The organism is Bradyrhizobium rifense, assembly GCF_008123425.1.
Taxonomy (GTDB): Bacteria; Pseudomonadota; Alphaproteobacteria; order Rhizobiales; family Xanthobacteraceae; genus Bradyrhizobium; species Bradyrhizobium rifense.
On record NZ_VSSS01000051.1, the window covers coordinates 65,855 to 91,642 of the forward strand.

Here is a 25,788-nt window from a genome sequence, read left to right on the forward strand (position 1 = left end):
TGCGCGGCAGGGCTCCCGCGAGATGAATTACCGTTGGGACTGGTCGATCCTCTTCAAAGATACCTATATGGGTTGGCTGTGGAGCGGCCTGCTGTGGACCGTGATTATCAGCCTTGCCAGCTGGGCCGTTGCGCTCACGGTCGGCCTCCTGGCAGGAACCGCCCGGAGCGCCCCTTCGCGCAGTGCCCGGCTGCTGGCCGGAATCTATATCGACGTCTTCCGCAACGTTCCGCCACTGGTGCAGCTCTTTCTCTGGTATTTCGTTCTGCCCGAGGTGGTCCCCGATTCCTTCGGGCTCTGGCTCAAGCGGGACCTGCCCTATCCGGAGATCGTCACCGCTGTCGTGGCCATCGGCCTCTTCGCCGGCTCGCGCGTCGCCGAGCAGGTCCGCGCCGGAATCGAGGCGGTGGGCGCCCCGCTGATGCCGGCAGCGCTGGCGACGGGGCTGCGCCCGGCGCAGGCCTTCCGCCTGATCGTGCTGCCGCTGGGCCTGCGCGCCATCGTCGGGCCGCTGACCTCGGAATTCCTGATCACCGTCAAGCTCTCCTCTCTCAGCCTCACGATTGGCGTACTCGAACTCACCGCACAGAGCCGCCATGTCGAGAACTACACCTTCCAAGGTTTCGAGGCCTTCACCTTCGCGACGATCGGCTACCTCGTCATCGGCCTGTGCGTGACGGGACTGATGCGCTTCATCGATATCAGGATCGGCGGCGCAGCCCTGCGAAAGACGCCGGCATGAGCGATTTCGACTGGGGCATCATCGCCCGCTCCTCGGCGTTTCTGGCGGAAGGCATGGCGCTCAGCGCACTGCTCGTCCTGGTCGCGACCGTCGGGGGGCTGATCCTGGGCTTCGGGCTTGCGCTGATGCGGCTGTCCTCGCACTGGCTGCTCTCCGTCCCCGCCTCGACCTACGTCACCGTGATGCGCACGCTGCCGCTGGTGCTCGTGCTGTTCTGGTTCTACTTCCTGGTGCCACTCGTCATCGGCAGGCCGGTCGGGTCGCTCGCCTCGGCACTGCTGGCCTTCGTGCTGTTCGAGGCGGCGTTCTACTGCGAGATTGTCCGCGCCGGCATCTCAAACGTTCGCAATGGACAGAGTGATGCGGGGTTGGCGACCGGGCTGCGGCGCGCACAGGTGCTGCGCCTCATCATCCTGCCGCAGGCATTGCGGGCGATGATGCCGCTGATCCTGAACCAGATCGTCATCGTCTTCCAGGACACGTCTCTGGTCTATGTCGTCTCGCTGCATGATTTCCTCACCGCGGCGAGCGTCGTCGCGTCCCGCGATGGGCGCGCCACTGAGATGTATGCGCTGGTCGCGCTGGTTTATTTGGCGATTTGTCTGGGCACGACCAAGGCCGCGGAGTTCTACAGGAAGGGCCTTCCGACATGATCGTCATCGAAGATGTGCACAAATCCTACGGTAACCAGCACATCCTGCGCGCCTGCTCCGCTACGGTCAGCCTCGGCGAGGTTGTGGTGGTTTGCGGGCCGTCCGGCTCCGGCAAGAGCACGCTTATCAAATGCATCAACGGGCTCGTGCCGTTCGAGCGCGGCACGATCACCGTGGATGGCGTCTCCGTCTCCTCGCCCAAGACCGACCTTCCGGCGCTGCGCTCGCGCATCGGCATGGTGTTCCAGAGCTTCGAACTCTATCCGCATATGACGGCGTTGCAGAACGTCAGCCTGGCGCAAATCCATGTGCTGAAGCGCTCGCGGGCGGAGGCGGATGCGCGCTCGGAAAAAATTCTGGCGCGGGTCGGGCTCGGCGACAAGCGGGACAGCCGACCCAGCCAACTTTCAGGCGGACAGCAGCAGCGCGTCTCGATCGCCCGCGCGCTGGCCATGGACCCGCAGGCCATGCTCTTTGACGAGCCTACCTCGGCGCTCGACCCCGAAATGATCAACGAGGTGCTGGAAGTCATGCAGGAACTGGCGCTCGAAGGCATGACCATGATGGTCGTGACCCATGAAATGGGTTTCGCCCAGCGCGTTGCCGATCGCGTGCTGTTCATGGACCGCGGCCAGATCGTGGAGGACACGCCCAAGGCCCAGTTCTTCACTGCCCCCGTTTCGGAGCGGGCCAGGCAGTTCCTCACCAACGTCCTGACGCATTGAGCCGCTGAGATGATCGCCCTTCCCCAACCAGACCCAGAAGAGGCGCTCGCACGATGCGCGTAAGTATCCTTGGAGCCGGCTCCGCCGCCTGCGGCGCCGCCGCCTATCTCTCGACGGCCGGGCATGCCCCGATGCTGTGGTCGCCTTCCGGCCGGAGCACGGCAGCCCTCGCGGCAGGAAAGCCGCTGCAGGCGACGATGGCGATCGAGACCAGTTTCCATCCGCGCATCGCCGGCGGAGCAGCTGAAGCCATCGCCGACGCAGATGTCGTGATGCTCGCGATGCCGGGCTACGCCCACAAGATGGCCCTCGATGCCGCCGCGCAGCACCTGCGGGATGGACAGCCGATCATCATTAGCTCGCACGCCTCCTTTGGCGCGCTCTATCTCTCGCGGCAGCTGGCGGCGCGTGGAGTCAGTTCACCGATCATCAATTGGGGCACGACGCTGACGACCGGTCGCAAGACTTCGCCGACCGAGGTCGCCGTCAACTCGGTGCGCTCGAAGATCGATCTCGCGACGGTGCCGCAAGGAGGCAGTACCGAAGGTCTCGCGCTCTGCACCGCGCTGTTCGGCGACCGCTTCGTCGAGCGCGAGGGGCTTCTCGCCATCGCGCTCAGCAACCTCAACCCGCAGAACCACCTCGCCATCGCCCTGTTCAACCTGACGCGCATGGAGCGAGGCGAGCGCTGGGGGCAGGCAGAGAACGTCACGCCCGCCGTCGGGCGTGTCATGGAAGCGCTCGACGCCGAGCGGCTGGCGATCGCCGAAGCCTTCGGCGTTTCGGTCCGAACCATCCATGAACACTACGCCTACTCCTATCAACTCCCGGTCGCCAGCATCGCCGAGATGAATGCTGAATTGCACAATCGCGGACGCGGCGGCTTCGGCCCTGCGACGCTGGACAGCCGCTATGTGCTCGAGGACGTGCCCTTCGGATTGCTGCCGACGGTGCTGCTCGGGCAGTTCGTCGGGCGGCCGGCGACATTGCACGAGGCTGGGATGACCATGCTTTCGGCGGCCTACGGCCGCGACTTCGCAGGAGATAACGACCTTTTGCCCGCGCTCGGCTTCGAGCAGATGACGAGGGAGGAACTCCAGGCGCGGGCACGCGAAGGATACTAGACACTTGCCCTCAGCCGGGGGCGGATCACCATGCGAGCGATCGCGACAACCGAGAGAGACCCATGACACTCAATCTTGCTGCCGCCACAGGCGCGTTCCTGGCGATCGCTCTCGCAGCTTCGTCTGCCGGGGCGCAGGAGGTCGACTCCATCGTCAAGAAGTTGCACGACACCCAGACCATCACCATGGGCGTCCGGGACGCTTTGTTTCCCTACAGCTACCTCGACGACCAAAAGAACCCCACCGGCTATTCGGTCGAGTTCTGCACACGCATCATCGACGACATCAAGAGCGAGTTGAAGCTGCCGGAGATCAAGATCAAGTACGTCCCGGTCACGATCCAGAACCGTCAGGCGCTCGTCGCCAATGGCACGATAGACCTCGAATGCGAAGGCACGGTCAACACCTTCGGCCGCAACAAGCAGGTCGACTTCTCGTCGGTCTCTTATGTTTCATCAAGCCAGATGCTCGTCCTCAAGAGCAGCGGCATCAAGAGCTATGACGATTTGAACGGCAAGATCGTCGCCGTGGCGACCGGCGGCAGTAGCGAGCCCGACCTCAAAAACCTCGTCGCCGAAAAGAAGCTGAACATCCGCATCCTTAACGTCGACGACCACGCGGCCGGGCTGATCACCGTAGAGACCAGGCGCGCCGACGCCTATTTCAGCGACAACGGCGCCTTCTACGGGTTGATACGGCAGTCAAAGAAGCCGGACGCGCTTGAAATCGTTGGTGACGAATATGGCTATGCGCCCCAGGGCTTCATGGTGCCCAAGCTCAACCCGACGATCCTCTGGATCGTCAACCACTCCATGGGGAAGATGTTCAAGTCGGGCGAGGCCGAGGCCCTGTTCAACAAGTGGTTCGGCCAGTTCGGCGCTCATGTCTCGCCGAAACTAAGAGCGGCCTGGTCCACCCAATCCTACGCCGAATGAGCCCGGCCTGACATCGCGCCGATTTCGCCTCGCCTTGCGCAGGCCGGATCCCGCAGCCTGGCGGGCCAGGTCCGCAGTTTTATTCCGAATGATGGCAGAATGGCGCGCCCGGAACGATTCGAACGTCCGACCCTCAGATTCGTAGTCTGATGCTCTATCCAGCTGAGCTACGGGCGCGTGTTTCGCAAACAACTGTGCGGGCGGGGCCCGCACGCAGCCTCCTGCGAGCGCCGGAGGGGTGCGAAAGAGCGCTCTGACTAACCGCTCTTGTCCTGATTGGCAAGGTCCGGGATGAGGAGATTTTGCAGGAAGATGACGGTTTTCGCGTCGGCCGCTGGCCGACTAGGCCCGCGCCCGCTCGTTGCGGATGGAAAGGAGTTCCACGGGGCGGTCGGGGATGACGATCCGGAAGGTGGCGCCGATGGTGCCCTCGACCAGATGGATGTCGCCGCCATGGGCACGGACGAGCTCGGCGGCGATGGCGAGGCCCAGCCCGCTGCCGCCGGGGCGGCCGGAGGTCTGGAACGCCTCGAACAGATGCTCCCGGGTCCTCTGGGGCACGCCGGGGCCGGTATCGGAGACCTCCAGGATGGCGACCGCGCCTTCGCGTTTTCCCGTAATCCGGATCTGCTGCGGGCCGCCGTCGCCGGAGGCATGGGTCTCCAGCGCCTGGGCGGCGTTGCGCACCAGGTTGAGCAGCACGCGGAACAGCTGGTCGGGATCGGCATCGACCGCGAGCCCGCGCTCGATCGCGGCGACCCAGACAATCGAGACGTCATTGGCAAGACCGGCGGTCTCGCGCACCTCGAGCACGACCGGCTCGATCAGCATCATGCGCCGGTCGGGCGCGGCCTCCTGGGCACGGCCGTAGGACAGCGTCGACTGGCAGAAGGCGATGGCGCGCTCGAGCGAGCGCACCAGCTTTGGCGCAAAACGCTGCACCCGCGGATCGGGCACGCTGGCAAGCTGGTCCGACAGCAGCTGCGCCGAGGCGAGCAGATTGCGCAAATCGTGATTGATCTTGGAGACGGCGAGGCCAAGTGCTGCGAGCCGGCTCTTCTGATGCAGCATCGACATCAGATCGCGCTGCATGTCCGACAATTCGCGCTCGGCGACGCCGATCTCGTCGCTGCGCTGGCTCGGCACGATGATCCGCGCCGAACTCTCAGGGTTCTCGTGGAAGCCGACCAGGCTCGCGGTCAGCCGCCGCATCGGCCGCACGAAGAGATAATGGAGCGCGAGATAGACGAGGCCCGCGGTCAAAACGCCGATAATCAGCGCGACCACCACGACGTTGCGGGAGAAGCGGTACATCGACTGCCGCAGCGGCAGATCGTCGGTGACGATTTCGATGAACTGGGCGTTGCCGACGCCGGGGCCGACGATGCGGATCGGCTGGTTGCCGGTCTCCAGCATCATCTGGAACGAGCCGGTGATGGCCTGCCACACCGTCATGTCGCGCAGGTCGATGTCATGCTCGATCGTGGCGGGCAGATTGTCGCTGGCGAGCAGGCGGCGCTGCTGGCCCATCTTGATCGCGACCGCGCGCGCATTGATGCTTTTGAGGATCTCCCGCGACAGCGAATCCGGCACCATGCCGAGCGGCGCGGCATCGAGCACCAGCGCCGCCGTGTTGGCCGCGGCGACGCGGTCGTTGAGCCGGTTGACCCAGAAGTTGGCGATCGCAGGTACATAAAGCAGGACGGCCGCGATCATCACCAGGGGGACGGTCAGCAGCAACAGCTTGCCGGACAGGCCAAGCCCACCCGGTCCGCGGGATCGCGTCACCGGCTGGTCCGCTGGCCGATCCGGATCTTGATCCAGATCCAGATCCTGGGTCGGCTGCTGGAGGTCTGTCGCTACCACGAAATTCGCCCCTGCTGGCCTTCTGATAGAACTCGACTGATAGAGGATGCGACCCGCCCCGGGGTTGGTCAAATTACGGATCGCTCATCTGCCGAGGTCGGATGTAGGCGCTGATACCGCTATCCGCCACCTCAAGGGTTAAAAACCCCAAGGAAACAGCGATATTCACCGGAACTGTGCGGTCCTGCGGCGTTGACGAAAACAAGACGCTCGCTTATAAGCCGGCCAAATTGTCCGCGATGACCCGGTGCGACACCGGGAGCGGCTCTTCTGGGGCCGGAAATGGCCCATTTTGGGCCGCATCTTCCGGACTTTATCATCAATTCTACAGGCAAATTGCCCGGTCAGCGGAGAAAAACCCGTGAAGCGGACTTATCAACCCAGCAAACTGGTGCGCAAGCGCCGCCACGGCTTCCGGGCCCGTCTCGCGACCGCCGGCGGTCGCAAGGTTCTGGCTGCCCGCCGCGCCCGCGGCCGCAAGCGTCTGAGCGCCTGAGCCGGCCCCCCTTTTTGGGATTTCATTATGGATCGGCTGAGGCAGCGAGCGGATTTCCTCGCCGTTGCCAATGGCGCGCGGGTGAATAGTCCCGCGTTCGTCCTGCAAAGCCGCAGTCGCGACGACTCTGGTCCGATCCGGATCGGCTTCACCGTTACCAAAAAGAACGGCAACGCCCCCGAGCGCAATCGCATCCGGCGCCGGCTTCGCGAACTGGTGAAGCGGCTCGATCCGGTGTCGATGCAACCCCATCATGATTACGTGCTGGTCGGTCGCAGGGACGCGCTCTCGCGCGACTTCACGACCATGCTCGACGATCTGCGCATAGCGTTCACGAAGCCCGCGCGGCATACGGCCAAGGGACAGGTAGGGCGACGCGGGTCGAGCCCAGGCCCAGCCGCCAGCCGCAAACCGGATTGATGACGAGACCATAGTGATGACCGACAATCGCAATACCATCCTCGCCGTCATTCTCTCCGGCCTGGTGCTGATCGCCTGGCAGTATTTCTACAATGTGCCGGCGATGGAGAAGCAGCGCGCCCAGCAGCAGGCGCAGGCCGAGCTCCAGAAGACCGCGCCACAGCCGACGGCGTCCGCGACGCCGGGTGCCACGCCGCAGGCCGGCAGCGCGCCGGCGCCGACCGCCGCGCCGGGCGCGAACCAGCAGGCCCAGCCGACCGTCAACCGCGACACCGCGATTGCCGCGAGCCCGCGCCTGAAGATCGACACGCCGCGCCTCGCCGGCAGCATCTCGCTGAAGGGCGGCCGCATCGACGACCTCGCGCTGCTGCAATTCCGCGAGACTGTCGACCCGAAATCGCCGCCGATCATTCTGTATTCGCCCTCCGGCACCGCAGAGCCCTATTACGCCGAGTTCGGCTGGGTGGCGGCGACGGGCGTGACATCGAAGATGCCTGACGCGCAGACCGTCTGGCAGCAGGAGGGCAGCGGCAGCCTGACGCCGACCACGCCGGCAGTGCTGAAGTGGGATAATGGCGAGGGCCTCACCTTCCGCCGCACCATCACGGTCGACGACCACTATCTCTTCACCATCAAGGACGACGTGAGCAATGTCGGCAATGCGCCGGTGACGCTCTACCCGTTCGCGCTGATCTCGCGCCACGGCACGCCGCAGGTGTCGGGCTATTACATCCTGCACGAAGGCCTGATCGGCTATCTCGATGGCTTGCAGGAATATGCCTACAAGAAGATCGACGAAGCCAAGTCGGTGAACTTCAAGGCCACCAATGGCTGGCTCGGCATGACCGACAAGTACTGGGCTTCGGCGCTGCTGCCCGACACCAGTGCCCAGCTCCAGGCGAAGTTCTCCTCGAACCTCGTCGGCAACGTCCATACCTACCAGACCGACTATCTGCTCGATCCCGTTACCGTCGCGATCGGCGGCACCGCGACCGCAAACGCGCGGCTGTTCGCGGGTGCCAAGGAAGCCGGCGTCGTCGGCGTGTTCCCGTTCGCAGGGCTCGGCGGCTACAACAAGGAGCTCGGGCTGAACCATTTCGATCTCTTGATCGACTGGGGCTGGTTCTACTTCATCACCAAGCCGATGTTCCTCGGGCTCGACTTCTTCTACCGCTTCTTCGGCAATTTCGGCATCTCGATCCTGCTCGTGACCGTGATCGTGAAGCTCTTGTTCTTCCCGCTGGCGAACAAATCCTACGCCTCGATGGCGAAGATGAAGTCGGTCCAGCCGCAGCTTCAGGCATTGAAGGAGCGCTATCCCGACGACAAGGTGAAGCAGCAGCAGGAGATGATGGAGATCTACCGCAAGGAGAAGATCAATCCGGTCGCCGGCTGTCTTCCCGTGGTGATCCAGATCCCGGTGTTCTTCTCGCTCTACAAGGTGCTGTTCGTCACCATCGAGATGCGGCACGCGCCGTTCTTCGGCTGGATCAAGGACCTCTCGGCGCCGGATCCGACCAATCTGTTCACGCTGTTCGGGCTGATCCCGTTCGATCCGACCACGCTCCCGCTGTTCGGCCACTACCTCGCGCTCGGCATCTGGCCGATCATCATGGGCATCACGATGTGGTTCCAGATGAAGCTGAACCCGACGCCGCCGGATCCGACCCAGCAGATCATCTTCAACTGGATGCCGCTGATCTTCACCTTCATGCTGGCGGGCTTCCCGGCGGGCCTCGTGATCTACTGGGCCTGGAACAACACGCTATCGGTGCTCCAGCAGAGCTTCATCATGCGCCGCAACGGCGTGAAGGTGGAGCTGTTCGACAATCTCAAGGCGACGTTCGCGAGGAAGGCGACGTAGCTCTCCGTCATTGTGGAGCGCTTCGCTTCCGCCTTCGCTTTTCGAGCTACGGCGGACAAGTCGCTCGCAATGACGAGGTCAACAACTGAAAGCCTTCGCATGACCGATGACAAAGATGCGAAGCTGATCGAGGCCGGGCGAAAACTGTTCACCCGCGACTGGCAGTTCATCTGGGCCTCGCCTTCGGTCGAGACGCTGCCGCCGATGGCGGGGCTGGAGATCGCTTTTGCCGGCCGCTCCAATGTCGGCAAATCGAGCCTGATCAACGCGCTGACCGGCCGCAACGCGCTGGCGCGCACCTCGCATACGCCGGGTCGCACCCAGGAGCTGATCTTCTTCGAGGTCCCGGGCAAGACGGACCTGCGCCTCGTCGACATGCCCGGCTATGGCTATGCCAAGGCACCCAAGAGCCAGGTCGCGTCCTGGACCGAGCTGATTCACAAATTCCTGCTCGGACGCGCCTCGCTCGCGCGCGTCTACGTGCTGATCGATGCGCGGCATGGGCTGAAGGACGTCGACCTCGAAGTGCTCAAGACGCTCGACCGCTCGGCCGTCAGCTATCAGGTCGTGCTGACCAAGGCCGACCAGGTGAAGGCCGCCGAGCTTCAGACGCGCATCGCCGAGACGGAGGCCGCGCTGGCCAAGCATCCGGCGGCGTTCCCGAACGTGCTCGCGACATCGTCACGCGAATCAGCCGGCATGGCTGAGCTGCGCGCCGCGATGGCAAAGCTGCTGGAAGAGCGGACCAAATAATGGCTCGCCTGCTGATCGCCCTTGCCGGTTTGATGGGCGTCGCCGGCGTCGCACTGGCCGCCGCCTCCGCCCATGGCGCTGACGCCGGCCGGCTTGCCTCCGCAAGCGCCATGCTGCTGTTTCATGCAACTGCCATATTGGCCTGTGTCGCCCTGCTCGCGCGCGGCCTTCTGCACGGCGGAATTGGCCTGATCGCCGCGTTCGGCTTCGTGATCGGCGCCGCGCTGTTCGCGGGCGACCTCACTGTGCTGCAATATGCCGGCCATTCGCTGTTTCCATTCGCGGCGCCGACCGGCGGAACGCTGATGATTTTGAGCTGGCTGGCGGTGACGCTGGCGGCGGTGGTGCCCAGCAAATAGCGGGGCACGAAGACCACTTTGCGCCTCGCCCGCCAATCAGATAGAACGCTGGCCGCGTTAGTCCCGCCAGCGAGATCCGCCTCATGACCGAAATCTCCCCGCTCGACCAGGCCCGCATCCTGTCCGAAGCGCTGCCGCACATGCAGCAGTACGACGAAGAAACCATCGTCATCAAATATGGCGGCCATGCCATGGGCGACGAGGAGACCGCGAAGAATTTCGCCCGCGACATCGTGCTGCTGGAGCAGACCGCGATCAACCCGGTGGTGGTGCATGGCGGCGGGCCGCAGATCGCGACCATGCTCAAACGCCTCGGCATCGTCTCGGAATTCGCCGCCGGCCTGCGCATTACCGATGCCGCGACCATCGAGATCGTCGAGATGGTGCTCGCCGGCTCCGTCAACAAGCAGATCGTCGGCTACATCAACGAAGCCGGCGGCAAGGCCGTGGGCCTGTCCGGCAAGGACGCCAACATGGTGAAGGCGTCGAAGACGACGCGGACCATCATCGACCCTGACTCGCATATCGAGAAGGCGGTCGATCTCGGCTTCGTCGGTGATCCCGAGAAGGTCGACCTCACGCTGCTCAACCAGCTGATCGGCTACGAGCTGATCCCGGTGCTGGCGCCGCTCGCGACCTCCAAGGAAGGCCAGACGCTGAACGTCAACGCCGACACCTTTGCGGGTGCGGTTGCCGGTGCGCTGAAGGCCAAGCGCCTGTTGCTGCTCACCGACGTGCCGGGGGTGCTCGACAAGTCGAAGAAGCTGATCCCGCAACTCTCGGTGAAGGACGCCCGCAAACTGATCGCCGACGGCACCATTTCCGGCGGCATGATCCCGAAGGTCGAGACCTGCATCTACGCGCTGGAGCAGGGCGTCGAGGGTGTCGTCATCATCGACGGCAAGATGCAGCACGCGGTGCTGCTCGAGCTCTTCACCAACACGGGCACGGGAACGCTGATACATAAGTGATGAGCGAGCGGGCAAGGACAGAGGGCGCCCTGCCCGCGCTTGACCAGCGCGGGACGAGGCCTCGCCGTCGCTCGGTCGTGACCCGCTTCCTGATGACATTGCCGGCCGCGGCGGTGTCGTTCTTCTTCTCCTCCGCGCCGGCCTTCGCCGACCTCAAGATCTGCAACCGCATGTCCTATGTCGTCGAGGCCGCGATTGGCATCGACGACAAGGCGGCGACTGCGACGCGAGGCTGGTTCAGGATCGATCCCGCGACCTGCCGCGTCGTGGTTCAGGGCACGCTCTCTGCCGACCGCATCCTGCTCAATGCGCGGGCGCTCGGCGTCTATGGTGCGTCCCCGATCCCGCAGAACGGCAGCGACATGCTGTGCGTGGCGCAGGACAATTTCGTCATCGCGGCTGCACGGCAGTGCCGCAGCGGACAGACCCAGGCTGCTTTCACGCAAATCACCCCGACGCAGGGCGACGACGGCAATCTCGTCGCCTATCTCGCCGAGGATTCCGAATATGACGACGAGCAGGCCCGGCTCGCCGGCATCCAGCGGCTGCTGGTGATCGCGGGCTACGACATCGGCGCAATCGACGGCGTCGACGGACCGAAAACGCAGGCCGCACTCGCTGCGTTCCTGAAGAGCCGCGGGTTGTCGACCGACGTGGTTTCATCGCCGAATTTCTTCAAGACCATGGTCGATGCGGCGCAGGCGCCGTCCCCGATTGGTCTCACCTGGTGCAACGACACGCCGCACAAGGTGATGGCGGCGGTCGCCACCGACGACGGCAAGTCGGTGACGAGCCGCGGCTGGTACCGCATTGATCCCAAGACCTGCCTGCATCCTGATGTCGCCGGCCAGCCCAAGCAGATTTTCAGCTTCGCGGAAGCGGTGGATGGCGACAACCGCGCCATCAAGCTGAAGGACAAGCCGCTGAACTGGGGCGGCGACAAGCAGCTCTGCACGCGAGAGACCAAGTTCGAGACCAACGAGCAGACCGATTGCGGCGCGCGCGGATTTGCGCCGACGGGTTTTGGGGCGGTGGACATGTCGAGCGGCGGCAAGACGCTGCGCTTTGCCATGCCGTGATTGAGAGAGTTTTGATGAAATCCCCCCGCACCTTTGCCCACGTCGATACCTGGGTGTTCGACCTCGACAACACGCTCTATCCGCATCACGTCAATCTGTGGCAGCAGGTCGACGCTAGAATCGGCGAGTTCGTGTGCAACTGGCTGCAGGTCGGCCCGGAGGAAGCGCGCAAGATCCAGAAAGATTACTATCAGCGCTTCGGCACCACCATGCGCGGCATGATGACCCTGCATGGCGTGCGCGCCGACGACTATCTCGCCTACGTGCACAAGATCGACCATTCGCCGCTGGAGCCGAACCCGGCGCTCGGCGCGGCCATCGCAAAATTGCAGGGGCGAAAACTGATCCTGACCAACGGCTCGGTCGATCATGTCGATGCGGTGCTGGCGCGGCTCGGCCTCGGCTCGCATTTCGACGGCGTGTTCGACATCATCGCCGCCGAATTCGAACCCAAGCCGGCGGCACAGACCTATCAGAAATTCCTAAAGCAGCATGCGGTCAACCCGACCAAAGCCGCCATGTTCGAGGACCTCGCCCGCAACCTCACCGTCCCGCATGAGCTCGGCATGACCACCGTGCTGGTGGTCCCCGACGGCACCAAGGAAGTGGTGCGCGAGGATTGGGAACTCGAGGGCCGCGATGCGGCCCATGTCGACCACGTCACGGATGATTTGGCAGGGTTTTTGGCGCGGTTGTCGTGATGAGACCGTAGCCCGGATGGAGCGCAGCGCAATCCGGGGTATCTCGCTGCGGGGAGACTTTCCCGGATTGCGCTTCGCTCCATCCGGGCTACGGGTCTTGGTCGGTGATGACGGCGAACCAAGCTTGACTCCACCTCTCCAAATCCCGAAAAAGCGACCCAATCCGTTACAAATCCTGGCCTTCCCGAGAGGAAATCCCGATGTCCCTGTCCGCCCTGGAATCCACCATCAACAGCGCCTTCGACGCGCGCGACGGCATCTCGACCTCGACCAAGGGCGAGGTCCGCGAGGCCGTGAACCAGTCGCTGGAGATTCTGGACAAGGGCGAGGCGCGCGTTGCCGAGCGCGGCGCCGACGGCAAGTGGAAGGTCAATCAGTGGCTGAAGAAGGCCGTGCTGCTCTCCTTCCGCCTCAACGACATGGACGTCATTCCCGGCGGCCCGGGCCAGGCGAACTGGTGGGACAAGGTGCCCTCGAAGTTCGAAGGCTGGGGCCCGAACCGTTTTCGCGATGCCGGTTTTCGCGCGGTGCCGGGCGCGGTCGTGCGCCGCTCGGCCTTCATCGCCAAGAACGTCGTGCTGATGCCGTCCTTCGTCAATCTTGGCGCTTACGTCGATGAGAGCACCATGGTCGACACCTGGGCCACCGTCGGTTCCTGCGCGCAGATCGGCAAGCGCGTGCACATCTCCGGCGGCGCCGGCATCGGCGGCGTGCTCGAGCCGCTCCAGGCCGAGCCCGTGATCATCGAGGACGACTGCTTCATCGGCGCCCGCTCCGAGGTCGCCGAGGGCGTCATCGTGCGCAAGGGCGCGGTGCTGGCGATGGGCGTGTTCCTGGGCGCCTCGACCAAGATCGTCGACCGCGAGACCGGCGAGATCTTCATCGGCGAAGTGCCTGAATATTCGGTGGTGGTACCCGGCGCGCTGCCCGGCAAGCCCATGAAGAACGGCCAGATCGGCCCGAGCACCGCCTGCGCCGTGATCGTCAAGCGCGTCGACGAGCGCACGCGCTCGAAGACCAGCATCAACGAGCTGCTGCGGGATTAAGTTTTACCCGCGAACCACACGAACCACACCCCGAGGTGGCCGCCTCTTCGGCGGCCCTCGAAGGGCGACGGCCCGGCTGCCAGCTACATCCCGGCCGCTCATCCTTCGAGGCTCCCGGCGCGATGCTTTGCATCGCGCCACTCGCACCTCAGGATGACGGGTCGGATAGCTAATCGAACCCACCCTCCCTCCATCGCGACCAATTCCCGGGCGGCTCCTTCCGCCCGGAGCCTTTGCCATGGACTGGAGCTGGTATCTGTTTCGCTTCGACGGCCGCATCAACCGCGCTCTGCTGTGGCAGGCGCTGCTGATCGTTGCCGTGCTGGTGGCGTTGCTTGGAGTGATCAGTCAGGTCATCCATCTCATCAGCGCCACGGGATCTCTAAAATTCTCTTTGAAGCTCGATTTCGACTTCGGCCTCGACGATCTGTTCAAGGCCGCTGATCCCAGGACCTACCGTTTGCAGGCATCTGGCGACCGCGCGACCCTGGTTCTGAGTGCCCTCGGCGCCATGCTGTTCTTCTGGATCTACCTCGCGACGGCGATCAAGCGGCTGCACGATCGCGACAGAAGCGGCTGGTGGATCGTTCCCTTTTTCTTCGTCCCCAGACTGCTATTTCATTTCTGGGAGTGGCTTCCCGACGCCAACTGGTTTCTTCCGTTCGACTGGGCCATCCACGCGCTGTGGCTGTGGGGTATCGTCGAGATGTTCTTCCTGCGCGGCACGTCGGGCAGCAACCGGTTCGGTCCTGATCCACTGGCCGAGATCCAGCTCGCCTCCGACAGATCCCCTGCGAAAAGCTGGGACCAGCAGCGCGAGATCGAATTTGTCCCGCCCAGCGCTAGCCCACCCGGCGGCATGCATGTTAAGCGGGGCGCATGACCGATGCTCTGTCCATTGCCCGCGACCTCATCCGCTGCCCCTCGGTAACCCCGGCCGATGCCGGCGCGCTGGGCGTGCTTGAAAAAGCTCTCAATGCAGCCGGCTTCACCTGCCACCGCGTGACGTTCAGCGAACCCGGCACCGCCGATGTCGATAATCTCTACGCGCGGATCGGCACTGAAGGGCCGCACATCACCTTCGCCGGCCACACCGACGTGGTGCCGCCTGGCGACGAGAGCGCCTGGAGCGTCGGTGCTTTCTCGGGCGAGGTGAAGGACGGTTTCCTGCACGGCCGCGGCGCGGTCGACATGAAGGGCGGCATCGCCTGCTCGGTCGCCGCGGTGCTGGAGCATCTCGCTGCCAACGACGGCAAGCCGCGCGCAGACGGCAAAGGCTCGATCTCGTTCCTGATCACCGGCGACGAGGAAGATGTTTCGATCAACGGCACCATCAAGCTGTTGCAGTGGGCCGCCGAGCGCGGCGAAAAGTTCGATCATTGCGTGCTCGGCGAGCCCTCCAATGTCGAGGCGCTCGGCGACACCATCAAGGTCGGCCGCCGCGGCTCGCAATCCGGCACGCTGTATGTCGACGGCGTGCAGGGCCATGTCGCCTATCCGCATCGCGCGGCCAATCCGGTGCCGGATATTTCACGACTGATCGTGGCAATCAGCGACGAGCCGCTCGATCATGGCAGCGCGCAGTTCCAGGCCTCCAATCTCGAATTCACCTCGGTCGACGTCGGCAACAAGGCCAACAACGTCATCCCCGGCGAGGCCCGCGCAAAGTTCAACATCCGCTACAACGACAACCATACGCAGGCGAGCCTGCGCGAGCTGGTCGAAACGCGCCTGACAAAGGCCTGCGGCAACCGCATCCGCGCCCGCATCGTCTGGGAGCCGTCGAACTCCAACGTGTTCGTGACCAAGCCCGGCCCGTTCACCGATCTCGCGGTCTCCGCGATCGAGGAGGTCACGGGCCGCAAGCCGGAGCTGTCGACGAGCGGTGGCACGTCGGATGCGCGCTTCATCTCGAGCTATTGCCCGGTGATCGAGTTCGGTCTGGTCGGCCAGACCATGCACCAGGTCAACGAGCGCGTGCCGGTTAAGGACCTGGAGAAGCTGACGAAGGTCTATCGCGGGATATTGACGCGGTATTTTGGGTAGGCTCTTCTCCCTCGCCCCGTTCTTACGGGGAGAGGGTCGGGGTGAGGGGCTGTCTCCGCAATCACGGTGATAGCGGACTCGCGGAGAGCCCCCTCACCCGCCTCGCATCTTCGATGCGATGCGGCCTCTCCCCGCAAGCGGGGAGAGGCGAGGAAAGAGTCAATAGTCCACCTTCACCAGATACAGCCCCTCCGGCGGCGCGACGATGCCGCAGGCGGCGCGATTGCGAGCTTCTAGCGCTGCGGAGAGATCGTCTGCGGTCCAGCGGCCTTCGCCGACCCAGACCAGCGATCCGACCATCGAGCGGACCTGGCTGTGCAGGAACGAGCGCGCCGAGGTGACGATGATGATCTCGCGCCCATCGCGCAGCACGTCGAGCTGGTCGAGCGTCTTCTCCGGCGACTTGGCCTGGCACTCGGTGTCGCGAAAGGTCGTGAAATCATGCTTGCCGAGCAGACGCTGTGCGGCAACATGCATCGCGTCGGCATCGAGCCGCCGCGGCACGCGCCAGGCATGGCCGATGTCGAGGGCGAGATTGGCGCGGGTGTTGACGACGCGGTAGCGGTAGTGCCGCTTCACGGCCGAGAAGCGCGCCTCGAAGGTATCAGGCACGATGTCGGCTTCGAGGACCGCAATCGGATGCGGGCGCAAATGCGCATTCAAGCCATCGCGAAAACGGCCCGGCGGAAATGGCTTCTCGATGTCGACATGCGCGACCTGGCCGCGCGCATGCACGCCGGCATCGGTGCGGCCCGCGCCGTGCACCCGCACATCCGCGCCGGTCATCGCCTTCACCGCCGCTTCCAACGCGCCCTGCACCGACGGCAGCGTGTCCTGCACCTGCCAGCCGAAGAACGGCGCGCCGTCATATTCGATGGTGAGCTTGTAGCGTGGCATCAGACGAGCCGCATCGGCGGCTCGACCTTCACGCCGCGCAGGAAGTCGGTGGCCTGCATCCGGGCCTTGCCCTCGCGCTGCAGCTCGAGGATGCGGATCGCGCCCTCGCCGCAGGCGATGGTAAGCTGGCCATCGAGCACCTCGCCCGGCGCACCGGAGCCCTTCGCCAGTTCGCAGCGCAGGATTTTTACGCGCGCATTCTCCGTGACGCCGGCAAGCTCGGCCCAGGCGCCGGGAAACGGCGACAGGCCGTGGATGTGGCGCAGCACCGCGTGCGCGGACTTGCTCCAGTCGATCCGCGCCTCCGCCTTGTCGATCTTGGCCGCGTAGGTGACGCCCTCCTCGCTCTGCTTCTTGACTTGGAGGCCACCGCGGTCGAGCGCGGCCATCGCGCGCACCATCAGATCGGCACCAAGCCGGGACAGGCGATCGTGCAGATCGACCGCGGTCATGTTGTCGGTGATCGCGAGCCGCTCGGCCATGGCGACGTCGCCGGTGTCGAGGCCGACATCCATCTTCATCACCATGACGCCGCTCTCGGCATCGCCGGCCATGATCGCGCGGTTGATCGGGGCTGCACCGCGCCAGCGCGGCAACAGCGAGGCGTGGAGATTGTAACAGCCGAGCTTTGGCGCATCGAGGATCGCCTGCGGCAGGATCATGCCGTAGGCGACGACGACGGCCGCATCGGCCTCAAAGGCGCTGAACTCGTCGAGCGCCTCCTGCGTCTTCAGCGTCTTCGGCGTCAGCACGGGCACGCCTAGTTTTCGCGCGGCTTCCTCGACCGGCGTTGGCTGCAATTGCAGCCCGCGCCGCCCGCCGGGCTTCGGCGCGCGGGTGTAGACGGCCACGATCTCGTGGCCGTGCGCGACGAGCTCGAGCAGCGTCGGTACGGAGAAATCGGGCGTGCCCATGAAGATCAGGCGGAGGGGCATCGACGGAGAACCTTACTCCGCGCGCTTCGCGGCTTTCTCGAACTTCTTGATCACACGGTCGCGCTTGAGCTTTGAGAGATAGTCGACGAACAGCACGCCGTTGAGATGGTCGATCTCGTGCTGGATGCAGGTGGCGTAGAGGCCTTCGGCGTCCTCCTCGTGCACCTTGCCGTCCAGATCGGTGAAGCGCACGCGGACCTTCGCCGGCCGCTCGACCTCCTCGTAATATTCGGGGATCGACAGGCAGCCTTCCTCGTAGACCGACAGATCCTCGGAGGATGCGATGATCTCGGGATTGATGAAGACGCGCGGCTCCGGCTTGGTCTCGCCGTCCTGGTCGGGCTTGGCAAGGTCCATGGTGATCAGCCGCAGCGGCTGCGCGATCTGGATCGCCGCCAGGCCGATGCCGGGCGCGTCATACATGGTCTCGAACATGTCGTCGGCAAGCTTGCGGATCTCCGGCGTGACCTTCTCGATCGGCTTGGAGACCAGACGCAGCTGCTTGTCGGGCAGGATGATGATTTCTCTGAGGGCCATGGCGGCGATTTAAGCCGCATGCCGGATGCGGTCAATGCGGCTCGGAACCCCGTTAACGCTCCGGTAACCATAAAACTTCAGGTTTCGTTAATCATAAAAATTAGGGATCGGTTAACCATAAATGTTCGCTATTCGTTCGTGCGAACAGGCGAATCGGGTAGAAGGGCTGGCATGAACGAGATCATTTTCATGCTGGGCGACTGGCCGGTGCGCAGCATCGATGCGCTGATCGGCTTCGGCGTCCTGGTCCTCATCCTGCTGATCGCCATTGCGGTCGTGATCGCGCGATCCGGGCGGCGCGGCGCGGAACTCGCCATGGCGCACGCCATCCGCGCCGACGAGCTCGAGGAGCGCCTCAGCCAGGTCCTGCACGCCCAGAGCGAGGCCGCCGGCCGGGCCGACGCCATGACCCAGGCGCTGGCCGGCCGTCAGGCCGAGATGGCGCGCGCAGTCAACGAGCGGCTGGACTCGGTGACCCATCGGGTCGGCCAGTCCATGGAACATTCGACCCGCAACACCATGGAGAGCCTGCGCGCGCTGCACGAGCGGCTCGGCATCATCGACAACGCGCACAAGAACCTCACCGACCTCACCACGCAGGTGACGACCTTGCGCGATGTGCTCGCCAACAAGCAGTCGCGCGGCGCCTTCGGCCAGGCGCGGATGGAGGCGATCGTCCAGGACGGTCTGCCGAAGGGTGCCTACGAATTCCAGTTCACTCTCTCGACGGGAAAACGGCCCGACTGCGTCGTGTTCCTGCCCGATCAGCGCCCGCTCTGCATCGACGCGAAGTTTCCGCTTGAGGCGATGACCGCGCTGCACGATGCCCGGACCGATGAAGAGAAGCGCCTCGCCACGCAGCGGCTGCGCGGCGACGTGATGAAGCATGTCAGCGACATCGCGGAAAAATACCTCGTCACCGGCGAGACCCAGGAGATGGCGCTGATGTTCGTGCCGTCGGAATCGGTCTACGCCGAGATCCATGACGGTTTCGACGACGTGATCCAGAAGGCCTATCGCGCCAAGGTGGTGCTGGTGTCGCCGTCGCTGCTGATGCTCGCGATCCAGGTGATGCAGCAGATCATGAAGGACGCGCGCATGCGCGATGCCGCTGACCAGATCCAGACCGAAGTGATCAAGCTCGGCGACGATCTCGGCCGCCTGCGCGAGCGCGTGCTGAAATTGCAGAAGCACTTTGCCGACGCGAACGAGGACGTCCGCCAGATCCTGATCTCCGCCGACAAGATCGAAAAACGCGCAGGGCGAATCGAGGAGCTCGATTTCAGCAAGACGGAAGCGCCGGCAGAGGGCCCGCGGCTGGTGGCAACCGGCGCGCCGGAGCTGTTTCCAAGGAAGCTCCAGGCGGGGGAGTAGCTTTCTTAACCTCGCCCCGCTTGCGGGGAGAGGTCGGATTGCGAAGCAATCCGGGTGAGGGGGTACAGGTTTCTCGACCACCTCATTCGTGGAGAGAGGCCCCTCACCCCGCCCCCTCAGGGCGAGCGAAGCTCGTCCCGACCCCGTAAGAACGGGGAGAGGGAGAAGAGGCAGCGCCGCCGGAATCTGCTAACACCTCCCCATGACCGCACCCGACGCGACCTCCTCCACCGGCCCCGAAGCCCCTGCGACCTCCTGGCGTGACAGCCTGGCCGTCTACCTGCAACCGCGGGTGCTGATCGTGCTGTTCCTCGGTTTCTCCTCGGGGCTGCCGCTGGCGCTGTCGGGCTCGACGCTGCTGGTGTGGATGCGCGAGGCCGGGGTCGATCTCAAGACCATCGGGCTGTTTGCGCTGGTCGGCACGCCCTACACGCTGAAATTCCTGTGGGCTCCGCTGGTGGATGCGCTGCATGTGCCGCTGTTCACCCGCGCCTTCGGGCGGCGACGCGGCTGGCTGCTGTTCTCGCAACTGCTGCTGATCGTCGCGATCCTGCTGCTGGCGATGACCGATCCCGCGCGATCACCGTTCTACGTCGCGCTTGGTGCGCTGCTGGTGGCAACGATGTCGTCGACGCAGGACATCGTGGTCGACGCCTTCCGCGTCGAGAGCCTGCCCGAGAGCGAGCAGGCCGCCGGCATGGCGGCCTATGTCGCGGCCTATCGCATCGGCATGCTGGTCTCGACCGCTGGCGCGCTGTTCATCGTCTCCGGCTTCGAGAGCACCGGCATCACGCGCACCTCGGCCTGGATGTGGGGCTATGTGGTGATGGCGGCGATGGTGCTGATCGGGACGATCACGGCGCTCGCCGCGACCGAGCCCGAGCAATCGGTGCGGGCGGAAGCCGCGACGCACGAAGAGACCGCATTCACGCGCGTGCTGCGCGCGGCGATCGGCGCCTTCTCCGAATTCCTGTCGCGCAAGGACGCGATCGCGGCGCTCGCCTTCGTCGTGCTGTTCAAATTCACGGATGCGTTCTCGGGAACGATGACGGCGCCGTTTGTGATCGACCTCGGCTTCACCCGCAACGACTATGCGGCGATCGTGAAGGGCGTCGGGCTCGCTGCGACCCTGATCGGCGGCTTTGCCGGCGGCTTTGTCGCGCGCCGTTATTCGCTCGCGACCTCGCTCTGGATCGGCGGCGTGGTGCAGGCGCTGGCCAATTTGACCTTCTCCTGGCTCGCATTGGTCGGCACCAATCAATGGGCGCTGGCGCTCGCGATCTGCGCCGAGAATTTCACCAGTGCCGTCGGCACCGTCATCTTCGTCGCCTATCTCTCGGCGCTGTGCCAGAACCCGCTGCACACGGCGACTCAATATGCGCTACTCACCGCGCTTGCAGCGGTGGGGCGAACCTATCTCTCGTCGGGGGCCGGATTCGTGGCCGATACGACCGGGTGGCCGCTGTTCTTCGTGATCTGCGTGCTGGTGGCGATCCCGAGCCTGGTGCTGCTCGTCTGGCTGCAGAAACGCGGGCATTTCGAGGCGCTGGGGCCGGTGAGGATATAGTCCTCGGTCCCGTAGGCTGGGCAAAGGCGCAACGCGCCGTGCCCACCATCGCACCAAACATTCGAAGGAAGATGGTGGGCACGCTTCGCTTTGCCCACCCTACGGCACCTCGACTGCCGCCTCCTACTTCCTCACCAAGCTCCACTTCGTCACCACGGCCTCGCTCATCTGGCCGGGATCGCTGGCGCAGGCGATTTCGTCGACCTTGACCGAGATCTCCTTGCCGACAAACGATTTCAGCTGCGTGGCCTGCGCATCACTGGAGGTGACAAGCTGAAAGGTCTCAGGTCCCGTCTCGAGATCGCACAGCCCGTTCGGCGCCGGCAGACGGCGCGGCTCGGAGGTGATCTGGTACATCGCAATCCGCTTGCCGGTGTTCTTGGCGTCACGAATCTTCATGGCGTTCAGTTCGCCCGAGAGCACTTCACCAGTGCTGATCGGCTTGCCGGGCTTTGAGGGCGGCGCCTCTTCGTCCTGCTGCGCGGCGATGGCCGGTGTCACCAGCAGCAGCATCGTCGCGACCAAAGCCGATCGTGTGGCGAAAAGTTTCGTCATGTCGTCCGTTCCGTCAAGTCTGGATGGCTAGAACAGGGTCCGCTGCCGCATGGCGGCCGATAGCGTGCCCTCATCGAGATAATCAAGCTCGCCACCGACAGGCACACCGTGGGCCAGCCGGGTTACTTTTACGTTGGCGTCCTGAAGCAGGTCGGTGATGTAGTGCGCGGTGGTCTGTCCGTCGACTGTCGCATTCAGCGCAAGAATGATCTCGTGCACCTCGGCCGCGTGGGCACGCGCGACCAGCGCGTCGATGGTGAGGTCCTGCGGGCCGACGCCGTCGAGCGGCGACAGGGTCGCGCCCAGCACGTGGTAGCGCCCCTGGGTCGCATTGGCCCGCTCCAGCGCCCAGAGATCGGCGACGTCGGCGACGACGACGATGATGGCGGGATCGCGCTTCGGATCGATGCAGACGGTGCAGGGATTTTGCGTGTCGATGTTGCCGCAGGTCTTGCAGACCTGGACCTTGTCGAGCGCGACCTGCAGCGCCGATGTCAGCGGCATCATCAGCGCTTCGCGCTTCTTGATCAGGTGCAGGGCCGCGCGCCGCGCGGAGCGCGGGCCCAAACCCGGAAGGCGCGCGAGAAGCTGAACCAGCCGCTCGATTTCGGGACCTGCAACCGCGCCCATATTACTGGCCGAACAGCCCCGGCGGCAGGCCGAGCCCGCCGGTCAGCGACTGCATCTTCTCCTGCATCGCGGTCTCCGCCTTGCGGCGGGCATCACTGAGCGCGGTGACGAGCAGGTCTTCCAGCACCTCGCGCTCTTCGGCCTTCATCAGCGAGGGATCGATCTTGATGCCCTTGACGTCCATCTTCGCGGTCATGCGCACGGCGACGAGACCGCCGCCGGAGATGCCCTCGACCTCCACATTGGCGAGCTGCTCCTGCATCTCCTGCATCTTGGATTGCAGCTGCGCCGCCTGCTTCATCATGCCGAGAAAGTCAGCCATGGGTGTTCGTCCTTGGAAAGATCATGCTCAGAGATCGTCGTCGGCGTCGGTACCGTCGGGCGGATCGTCAGAGCCATAGTCGGCGTTAATATTGGATTCCGGCGTCTCGGGCGCAAGCCTGCGCACCTCGACGACCTTCGCACCGGGGAAGCGCGACAGCACTTCCTGCACGCGCGGATCGGCCTCGGCGGTGCGCGCATGTTCCTGCTTGGCGGCCTGGCTCACCGAGCGCAGCGTCGCCTGGCCCTGCTCGTTGGACACAATGATGGTCCAGCGGCGGCCGGTCCACAGCTCGAATTTTCGCGCGAGCTCGGAGATCATCGTTTTCGACGCGTTCGGCTCGAGCGCGACCTCCAGCCGGCCCTCCTCGAAACGAACGAGGCGCATGTCGCCTTCGAGTGCGGCCTTGGTCATGAGGTCGCGCTTCTGCCCCGCGAGCGCCACGAGCTGGGTGAAGCTGGTGATGTGCAACTGAGGGGCCGCAGCTTGCGGGTCCGGCGCAGGCGCTGCCATCTGCGGCCGGGCACCGCCGCCGAACGCAGTCGGCGACGAGGTCGGCATGCGCACCGGCGCAGCAGAGGTCACGGACGCCGCGGAGGCCATCGGCGCAGCCGGCGCGCCGCTGCGCGCGGCACTGCCGCCGCTCACGACCGGCGAACCGCCGCCGTTCTGCTCCAGCATCCTGATCGCCTCGTCCGGCGTCGGCAGGTCGGCGACGTAGGCGATGCGCACCAGCACCATCTCGGCGGCCGCAGCAGGGCGTGTCGCGGCCTGCACCTCGGTGATGCCCTTGAGCAGCATCTGCCACATCCGCGACAGCACGCGCATCGAGATCTTCGAGGCGAAATCCTTCGCGCGCACGCGCTCGGTCTCGCCATAGGCGACGTTGTCGGCGGTCGCCGGCACGATCTTCACGCGGGTGACGAAATTGACGAATTCGGCGAGATCCGAGAGCACGACGATCGGATCGGCGCCGACGTCATACTGGTCGCGGAATTCCTTGAAGGCGCTTGCGATATCACCGCGCGCCAGCGAATCGAAGAGGTCGATGACGCGGGTGCGGTCGGCAAGGCCCAGCATCTGCCTGACCGCATCGGCCTTCACGGTGCCCGCCGCATGCGCGATCGCCTGATCGAGCAGCGACAGAGAGTCGCGCACCGAGCCTTCCGCGGCGCGCGCGATGATGCCGAGCGCCTCGGGCTCGATCTCGACGCTTTCCTTCGCCGCGATATTCGCGAGGTGCTTCATCAGCACGTCGGCCTCGACGCGGCGCAGGTCAAAACGCTGGCAGCGCGACAGTACGGTCACCGGAACTTTCCGAATCTCCGTCGTGGCGAACACGAACTTCGCGTGCTCCGGCGGTTCCTCCAGCGTCTTCAGGAAGGCGTTGAACGCCGCCGTCGACAGCATGTGGACTTCGTCGATGATGTAGACCTTGTAGCGGGCGCTGGCCGGCGCGTAGCGCACGCTGTCATTGATCTGGCGGACGTCGTCGACGCCGGTATGCGAGGCCGCGTCCATCTCCAGCACATCCATGTGCCGGCTTTCCATGATCGCCTGGCAATGCACGCCGAGCGTCGGCATGTGGATGGTCGGGCCCTTCACCGAGCCGTCCGGCATCTCGTAGTCGAGCGCACGGGCCAGGATGCGCGCAGTGGTGGTCTTGCCGACACCGCGGACGCCGGTGAGGATCCAGGCCTGCGGAATGCGGCCGGTCTCGAACGCGTTGGAGACGGTGCGGACCACGGCCTCCTGGCCGATCAGATCGTCGAACGAGGAGGGGCGGTATTTGCGCGCGAGAACGCGGTAAGGCGCGTTGGCAGCCTTGCCGGCGCTGTCAGGATCAGGAGGGGCGCCAGCGTCGGTCATCGGTCGATCCGCAATGAAATATCTCTCGCCGGCTTTTGCGGAAAGGAGCGCGCTGGCGGCTCGAGCCGCCGGCGCAATTCGCTCGGAAAAACAGGTAGGAGACTGACGAGCGACCCGATCCGGACCTCGTTAGGGCTGCTTCCTTCCGGACCTGACCCGGTTGGCGAGTGGCTCGTCCACCGCCAATCTCCCGGTCCCTATTTGGGGCCAAAAGGTCGGGAAAGCAAGCGGGTATCCGTGGATCCCGACCACCCGGAAGGACGGCCCGCCGGCCTATTTGGACCGCGGAAGGCGGCTCAGGGTCTGCGGCCTGGAACCTCCGTGATTCGCGCAAACCGCTTGCGGTACTCGGCCGGCGTCACGCCGACATGACGATTGAACGCGCGACGCAGCGTATCGGCGTCGGCAAATCCACAATGGAGCGCCACCTGCTTCGGCGCTTCATTGCCAAACTCGAGCAGCCGCCTCGCGGCATTGACGCGGGCTTCCTCCACCCAAGTCGCAGGCGTAACCCCCACCTCGGCGCGGAACAGTCGTGCAAAGTGCCTCGGGCTCAGCTCCATGCGCGTCGCCAGGCTGCCAACGCTGTGGTCGAGCCCGGGATTGGCGGCGACCCAGCGCTGCAGCTCCTGCAGCGCGGCGCGGCCGGCGGGAACAGCCTCGCCCCCGCGGGTGAACTGCATCTGCCCACCGGGGCGCTTGAAGAACATCACCAGCTGGCTCGCGACCTTCATCGCCGTGTCGCGTCCAAGATCTTCTTCGACCAATGCCAGCGCGAGATCGAGCCCCGCGGTCACGCCGGCGGCTGTGCGGAGCTTTCCGTCGATGACGTAGATGGCATCCTTATCCACCGCGACCGACGGGAATTTTCTGGCCAGCGTGTCTGCAACCGCCCAATGCGTCGTGACCCGCCTGCCATCGAGGAGACCGGCAGCGGCAAGGAAGAAGGCCCCACTGCACACCGAGCCGAATCGGCGGGTCCTCGAGACTCGTCGCCGCAGCCAATCGACAACGCTTCCATCTGCCGGGACTTCGGCTGCGTTCGGGCATCCCGCCACCAGCAGGGTGTCGATGGGTTCCTGGAAGTCGCGGTCGACAATTCGGTCAGGCATCAGCCGGACGCCTGAAGAGCTGCGTATCGGTCCCGGCTCAGCCCCTGCCACGAACAAGGCATAGGCCGGATAACCGGCCTGCACGTTCGCCTCGGCAAACACATCGAGCGGTCCGGCGACGTCGAGCAGTTGTACCCCCGGCAGCGCCACGATCACGATCGTCCTCGGTTTCGGCTTTGCGCCCATGTCCGCCTCGATCCGGATTTGTCC

General features: G+C 64.8%; 27 protein-coding genes, 1 tRNA gene and 1 other RNA gene. 18 read left to right on the forward strand and 11 right to left on the reverse strand.

Features of this window, described 5'->3' with window-relative positions:
* The first annotated feature begins 22 nt into the window (after positions 1-22).
* From FXB40_RS31050 to FXB40_RS31070, 5 genes are all read left to right on the forward strand, one after another.
* Positions 23-742: an amino acid ABC transporter permease gene (locus FXB40_RS31050; protein WP_148776120.1), complete on the forward strand. Its 720-nt coding sequence runs from the start codon at positions 23-25 to the stop codon at positions 740-742.
* Positions 739-1,395, forward strand: a complete 657-nt coding sequence (locus FXB40_RS31055; RefSeq protein WP_148775918.1) for an amino acid ABC transporter permease — start codon at positions 739-741, stop codon at positions 1,393-1,395. The genes FXB40_RS31050 and FXB40_RS31055 overlap by 4 nt, the downstream gene beginning before the upstream one ends.
* Entirely contained in the window at positions 1,392-2,120 is a 729-nt protein-coding gene (locus FXB40_RS31060) for an amino acid ABC transporter ATP-binding protein (RefSeq protein ID WP_148775919.1), read from the forward strand. The genes FXB40_RS31055 and FXB40_RS31060 overlap by 4 nt, the downstream gene beginning before the upstream one ends.
* A gap of 53 nt (positions 2,121-2,173) precedes the next feature.
* Positions 2,174-3,244, forward strand: a complete 1,071-nt coding sequence (locus FXB40_RS31065) for an NAD/NADP octopine/nopaline dehydrogenase family protein (protein ID WP_148775920.1) — start codon at positions 2,174-2,176, stop codon at positions 3,242-3,244.
* A 62-nt stretch (positions 3,245-3,306) separates the two neighbouring features.
* A complete protein-coding gene (locus FXB40_RS31070; RefSeq protein WP_148775921.1) occupies positions 3,307-4,179 on the forward strand; it encodes an amino acid ABC transporter substrate-binding protein in 873 nt (290 codons plus the stop codon).
* 100 nt (positions 4,180-4,279) lie between these two features.
* Here the strand turns inward: FXB40_RS31070 and FXB40_RS31075 are convergent.
* Positions 4,280-4,356, reverse strand: a tRNA-Arg gene (locus FXB40_RS31075).
* Between the two features lie 165 nt (positions 4,357-4,521).
* Entirely contained in the window at positions 4,522-6,045 is a 1,524-nt protein-coding gene (locus tag FXB40_RS31080; protein ID WP_148775922.1) for a sensor histidine kinase, read from the reverse strand.
* Between the two features lie 361 nt (positions 6,046-6,406).
* Between FXB40_RS31080 and rpmH the strand changes: the two genes are divergently transcribed.
* The 11 genes from rpmH (at position 6,407) to dapE (ending at position 15,780) form a co-directional block, all read left to right on the forward strand.
* Positions 6,407-6,541 (forward strand): 50S ribosomal protein L34, encoded by a 135-nt coding sequence (rpmH, locus tag FXB40_RS31085; protein ID WP_008542748.1) that lies wholly within the window; start codon positions 6,407-6,409, stop codon positions 6,539-6,541.
* Between the two features lie 27 nt (positions 6,542-6,568).
* Positions 6,569-6,961 carry a ribonuclease P protein component gene (gene rnpA, locus FXB40_RS31090; RefSeq protein WP_148775923.1) on the forward strand — a complete coding sequence of 131 codons (393 nt, stop codon included), beginning with the start codon at positions 6,569-6,571 and terminating at the stop codon, positions 6,959-6,961.
* A 16-nt stretch (positions 6,962-6,977) separates the two neighbouring features.
* A complete protein-coding gene (yidC, locus tag FXB40_RS31095) occupies positions 6,978-8,825 on the forward strand; it encodes a membrane protein insertase YidC (protein ID WP_187437264.1) in 1,848 nt (615 codons plus the stop codon).
* A gap of 99 nt (positions 8,826-8,924) precedes the next feature.
* On the forward strand, positions 8,925-9,578 hold the full coding sequence (yihA, locus tag FXB40_RS31100; RefSeq protein ID WP_148775925.1) for a ribosome biogenesis GTP-binding protein YihA/YsxC: 654 nt from the start codon (positions 8,925-8,927) through the stop codon (positions 9,576-9,578).
* Complete coding sequence (locus FXB40_RS31105) at positions 9,578-9,937, forward strand: DUF423 domain-containing protein (RefSeq protein WP_187437265.1); 360 nt, start codon at positions 9,578-9,580, stop codon at positions 9,935-9,937. The genes yihA and FXB40_RS31105 overlap by 1 nt, the downstream gene beginning before the upstream one ends.
* Positions 9,938-10,020: 83 nt before the next feature.
* Positions 10,021-10,908: an acetylglutamate kinase gene (argB, locus tag FXB40_RS31110; protein WP_148775927.1), complete on the forward strand. Its 888-nt coding sequence runs from the start codon at positions 10,021-10,023 to the stop codon at positions 10,906-10,908.
* 92 nt (positions 10,909-11,000) lie between these two features.
* Positions 11,001-11,987: a DUF1036 domain-containing protein gene (locus tag FXB40_RS31115; RefSeq protein WP_148776121.1), complete on the forward strand. Its 987-nt coding sequence runs from the start codon at positions 11,001-11,003 to the stop codon at positions 11,985-11,987.
* A gap of 14 nt (positions 11,988-12,001) precedes the next feature.
* Positions 12,002-12,688, forward strand: coding sequence for a pyrimidine 5'-nucleotidase (locus FXB40_RS31120; protein ID WP_148775928.1), 687 nt, complete (start codon positions 12,002-12,004; stop codon positions 12,686-12,688).
* Between the two features lie 200 nt (positions 12,689-12,888).
* Positions 12,889-13,734 carry a 2,3,4,5-tetrahydropyridine-2,6-dicarboxylate N-succinyltransferase gene (dapD, locus tag FXB40_RS31125; protein ID WP_148775929.1) on the forward strand — a complete coding sequence of 282 codons (846 nt, stop codon included), beginning with the start codon at positions 12,889-12,891 and terminating at the stop codon, positions 13,732-13,734.
* 238 nt (positions 13,735-13,972) lie between these two features.
* Complete coding sequence (locus tag FXB40_RS31130; RefSeq protein WP_148775930.1) at positions 13,973-14,617, forward strand: DUF805 domain-containing protein; 645 nt, start codon at positions 13,973-13,975, stop codon at positions 14,615-14,617.
* Complete coding sequence (dapE, locus tag FXB40_RS31135; RefSeq protein ID WP_148775931.1) at positions 14,614-15,780, forward strand: succinyl-diaminopimelate desuccinylase; 1,167 nt, start codon at positions 14,614-14,616, stop codon at positions 15,778-15,780. The genes FXB40_RS31130 and dapE overlap by 4 nt, the downstream gene beginning before the upstream one ends.
* Positions 15,781-15,939: 159 nt before the next feature.
* On the opposite strand, the gene truA is transcribed toward dapE, so the two are convergent.
* Genes truA through def form a run of 3 tightly spaced genes read right to left on the reverse strand, consistent with a single transcriptional unit; the run spans position 15,940 to position 18,149 of the window.
* Positions 15,940-16,677, reverse strand: coding sequence for a tRNA pseudouridine(38-40) synthase TruA (gene truA / locus FXB40_RS31140; protein ID WP_148775932.1), 738 nt, complete (start codon positions 16,675-16,677; stop codon positions 15,940-15,942).
* Complete coding sequence (gene fmt, locus FXB40_RS31145) at positions 16,677-17,612, reverse strand: methionyl-tRNA formyltransferase (protein ID WP_148775933.1); 936 nt, start codon at positions 17,610-17,612, stop codon at positions 16,677-16,679. Before fmt ends, truA begins: the two co-directional genes overlap by 1 nt.
* A 12-nt stretch (positions 17,613-17,624) precedes the next feature.
* A complete protein-coding gene (gene def / locus FXB40_RS31150) occupies positions 17,625-18,149 on the reverse strand; it encodes a peptide deformylase (RefSeq protein ID WP_027530437.1) in 525 nt (174 codons plus the stop codon).
* Positions 18,150-18,320: 171 nt separating this feature from the next.
* Between def and FXB40_RS31155 the strand changes: the two genes are divergently transcribed.
* Together FXB40_RS31155 and FXB40_RS31160 are read left to right on the forward strand one after the other, a co-directional pair.
* On the forward strand, positions 18,321-19,523 hold the full coding sequence (locus FXB40_RS31155) for a DNA recombination protein RmuC (RefSeq protein ID WP_187437266.1): 1,203 nt from the start codon (positions 18,321-18,323) through the stop codon (positions 19,521-19,523).
* A gap of 202 nt (positions 19,524-19,725) precedes the next feature.
* Positions 19,726-21,090: an AmpG family muropeptide MFS transporter gene (locus tag FXB40_RS31160; RefSeq protein ID WP_148775935.1), complete on the forward strand. Its 1,365-nt coding sequence runs from the start codon at positions 19,726-19,728 to the stop codon at positions 21,088-21,090.
* 123 nt (positions 21,091-21,213) lie between these two features.
* Here FXB40_RS31160 and FXB40_RS31165 read toward each other — a convergent pair whose 3' ends face one another.
* The 6 genes from FXB40_RS31165 to FXB40_RS31190 form a co-directional block, all read right to left on the reverse strand.
* Positions 21,214-21,645 carry a hypothetical protein gene (locus tag FXB40_RS31165; RefSeq protein ID WP_148775936.1) on the reverse strand — a complete coding sequence of 144 codons (432 nt, stop codon included), beginning with the start codon at positions 21,643-21,645 and terminating at the stop codon, positions 21,214-21,216.
* Between the two features lie 27 nt (positions 21,646-21,672).
* Positions 21,673-22,275 (reverse strand): recombination mediator RecR, encoded by a 603-nt coding sequence (gene recR / locus FXB40_RS31170; protein ID WP_148775937.1) that lies wholly within the window; start codon positions 22,273-22,275, stop codon positions 21,673-21,675.
* A gap of 1 nt (position 22,276) precedes the next feature.
* Positions 22,277-22,597, reverse strand: coding sequence for a YbaB/EbfC family nucleoid-associated protein (locus FXB40_RS31175; protein ID WP_027530442.1), 321 nt, complete (start codon positions 22,595-22,597; stop codon positions 22,277-22,279).
* 27 nt (positions 22,598-22,624) lie between these two features.
* Positions 22,625-24,466 (reverse strand): DNA polymerase III subunit gamma/tau, encoded by a 1,842-nt coding sequence (locus FXB40_RS31180; RefSeq protein WP_148775938.1) that lies wholly within the window; start codon positions 24,464-24,466, stop codon positions 22,625-22,627.
* A 94-nt stretch (positions 24,467-24,560) separates the two neighbouring features.
* Positions 24,561-24,657, reverse strand: an RNA gene (gene ffs, locus FXB40_RS31185) — signal recognition particle sRNA small type.
* Positions 24,658-24,762: 105 nt separating this feature from the next.
* A complete protein-coding gene (locus FXB40_RS31190) occupies positions 24,763-25,764 on the reverse strand; it encodes a GlxA family transcriptional regulator (protein ID WP_148775939.1) in 1,002 nt (333 codons plus the stop codon).
* Positions 25,765-25,788 lie beyond the last annotated feature (24 nt).

Excerpts from the sequence above, each read along its gene's own strand:
- recR (WP_148775937.1), bottom strand. The coding sequence starts at position 22,275 with ATGGGCGCGGTTGCAGGTCCCGAAATCGAGCGGCTGGTTCAGCTTCTC.
- yidC (WP_187437264.1), top strand. The coding sequence starts at position 6,978 with ATGACCGACAATCGCAATACCATCCTCGCCGTCATTCTCTCCGGCCTG.
- dapE (WP_148775931.1), top strand. The coding sequence starts at position 14,614 with ATGACCGATGCTCTGTCCATTGCCCGCGACCTCATCCGCTGCCCCTCG.
- fmt (WP_148775933.1), bottom strand. The coding sequence starts at position 17,612 with ATGCCCCTCCGCCTGATCTTCATGGGCACGCCCGATTTCTCCGTACCG.
- argB (WP_148775927.1), top strand. The coding sequence starts at position 10,021 with ATGACCGAAATCTCCCCGCTCGACCAGGCCCGCATCCTGTCCGAAGCG.
- FXB40_RS31115 (WP_148776121.1), top strand. The coding sequence starts at position 11,001 with ATGACATTGCCGGCCGCGGCGGTGTCGTTCTTCTTCTCCTCCGCGCCG.
- FXB40_RS31190 (WP_148775939.1), bottom strand. The coding sequence starts at position 25,764 with ATGGGCGCAAAGCCGAAACCGAGGACGATCGTGATCGTGGCGCTGCCG.
- FXB40_RS31070 (WP_148775921.1), top strand. The coding sequence starts at position 3,307 with ATGACACTCAATCTTGCTGCCGCCACAGGCGCGTTCCTGGCGATCGCT.
- FXB40_RS31120 (WP_148775928.1), top strand. The coding sequence starts at position 12,002 with ATGAAATCCCCCCGCACCTTTGCCCACGTCGATACCTGGGTGTTCGAC.
- FXB40_RS31155 (WP_187437266.1), top strand. The coding sequence starts at position 18,321 with ATGAACGAGATCATTTTCATGCTGGGCGACTGGCCGGTGCGCAGCATC.
- yihA (WP_148775925.1), top strand. The coding sequence starts at position 8,925 with ATGACCGATGACAAAGATGCGAAGCTGATCGAGGCCGGGCGAAAACTG.
- FXB40_RS31180 (WP_148775938.1), bottom strand. The coding sequence starts at position 24,466 with ATGACCGACGCTGGCGCCCCTCCTGATCCTGACAGCGCCGGCAAGGCT.
- FXB40_RS31060 (WP_148775919.1), top strand. The coding sequence starts at position 1,392 with ATGATCGTCATCGAAGATGTGCACAAATCCTACGGTAACCAGCACATC.
- FXB40_RS31050 (WP_148776120.1), top strand. The coding sequence starts at position 23 with ATGAATTACCGTTGGGACTGGTCGATCCTCTTCAAAGATACCTATATG.
- FXB40_RS31055 (WP_148775918.1), top strand. The coding sequence starts at position 739 with ATGAGCGATTTCGACTGGGGCATCATCGCCCGCTCCTCGGCGTTTCTG.
- FXB40_RS31165 (WP_148775936.1), bottom strand. The coding sequence starts at position 21,645 with ATGACGAAACTTTTCGCCACACGATCGGCTTTGGTCGCGACGATGCTG.
- dapD (WP_148775929.1), top strand. The coding sequence starts at position 12,889 with ATGTCCCTGTCCGCCCTGGAATCCACCATCAACAGCGCCTTCGACGCG.
- truA (WP_148775932.1), bottom strand. The coding sequence starts at position 16,677 with ATGCCACGCTACAAGCTCACCATCGAATATGACGGCGCGCCGTTCTTC.
- FXB40_RS31065 (WP_148775920.1), top strand. The coding sequence starts at position 2,174 with ATGCGCGTAAGTATCCTTGGAGCCGGCTCCGCCGCCTGCGGCGCCGCC.
- FXB40_RS31160 (WP_148775935.1), top strand. The coding sequence starts at position 19,726 with ATGACCGCACCCGACGCGACCTCCTCCACCGGCCCCGAAGCCCCTGCG.
- FXB40_RS31105 (WP_187437265.1), top strand. The coding sequence starts at position 9,578 with ATGGCTCGCCTGCTGATCGCCCTTGCCGGTTTGATGGGCGTCGCCGGC.
- rnpA (WP_148775923.1), top strand. The coding sequence starts at position 6,569 with ATGGATCGGCTGAGGCAGCGAGCGGATTTCCTCGCCGTTGCCAATGGC.
- def (WP_027530437.1), bottom strand. The coding sequence starts at position 18,149 with ATGGCCCTCAGAGAAATCATCATCCTGCCCGACAAGCAGCTGCGTCTG.
- FXB40_RS31175 (WP_027530442.1), bottom strand. The coding sequence starts at position 22,597 with ATGGCTGACTTTCTCGGCATGATGAAGCAGGCGGCGCAGCTGCAATCC.
- FXB40_RS31130 (WP_148775930.1), top strand. The coding sequence starts at position 13,973 with ATGGACTGGAGCTGGTATCTGTTTCGCTTCGACGGCCGCATCAACCGC.